Source organism: Rhodococcus sp. IEGM 1408 (genome assembly GCF_033142235.1).
Lineage (GTDB): Bacteria > Actinomycetota > Actinomycetes > Mycobacteriales > Mycobacteriaceae > Dietzia.
The window spans coordinates 1-519 of sequence record NZ_JAWLRW010000058.1; the positions used below are offsets into that span (position 1 = coordinate 1).

General features: G+C 65.7%; 1 protein-coding gene. It reads right to left on the reverse strand.

Annotated features, from left to right (window positions below):
• Positions 1-519, reverse strand: a 519-nt coding sequence (locus tag R4P08_RS18490) for an AAA family ATPase (RefSeq protein ID WP_317815321.1), incomplete at both ends; no start/stop codon positions are given.

The following is a 519-nucleotide window of genomic DNA, read 5'->3' on the forward strand; positions in this document are numbered from 1 at the left end:
GAGCAGCACCCGTTGCGGGTCGAAGCTCGTGCGGTTGACCCAGTCGAACGGATCGAGACCAGCCGCGACGGATCCGGCGATCCACCGCAGCAGCGTGCTCTTGCCTGCGCCTTCGTCCGCCGTGAGGATCAGGCGGATGCCCTTAGGGAGACGACCAGGGATGACCCACTCGTACTCGACAGCGTCATCGAGGATCAGCAACTCCGACGCGCTGAGCGGGACCACGTCGGGGACCTCTGAGCGCGCAGCGTGCGACACCTCTTCTGCGTAAATCTGCTTCGCCGTGTCCTTGGCGCGCATCTCACGTAGGAGCCGTTCGACCAGAGCGTCCGTCTCAGGCGCAGCGTGGTCACGACCCCAATCGAGCATCCACTGCTGCGTGTAGTCGCCCGTCGAGGCGACGTGCCGTTGAGCGCTCGCCACGGTCGTGCGAACCTCCCGATCCGTCAACGGGGTAGAGCCTGGACTGTTGCGCGCAGCCTGCAGCATAAGGAGCAGCACCGCGTCGAACTGGTCGGG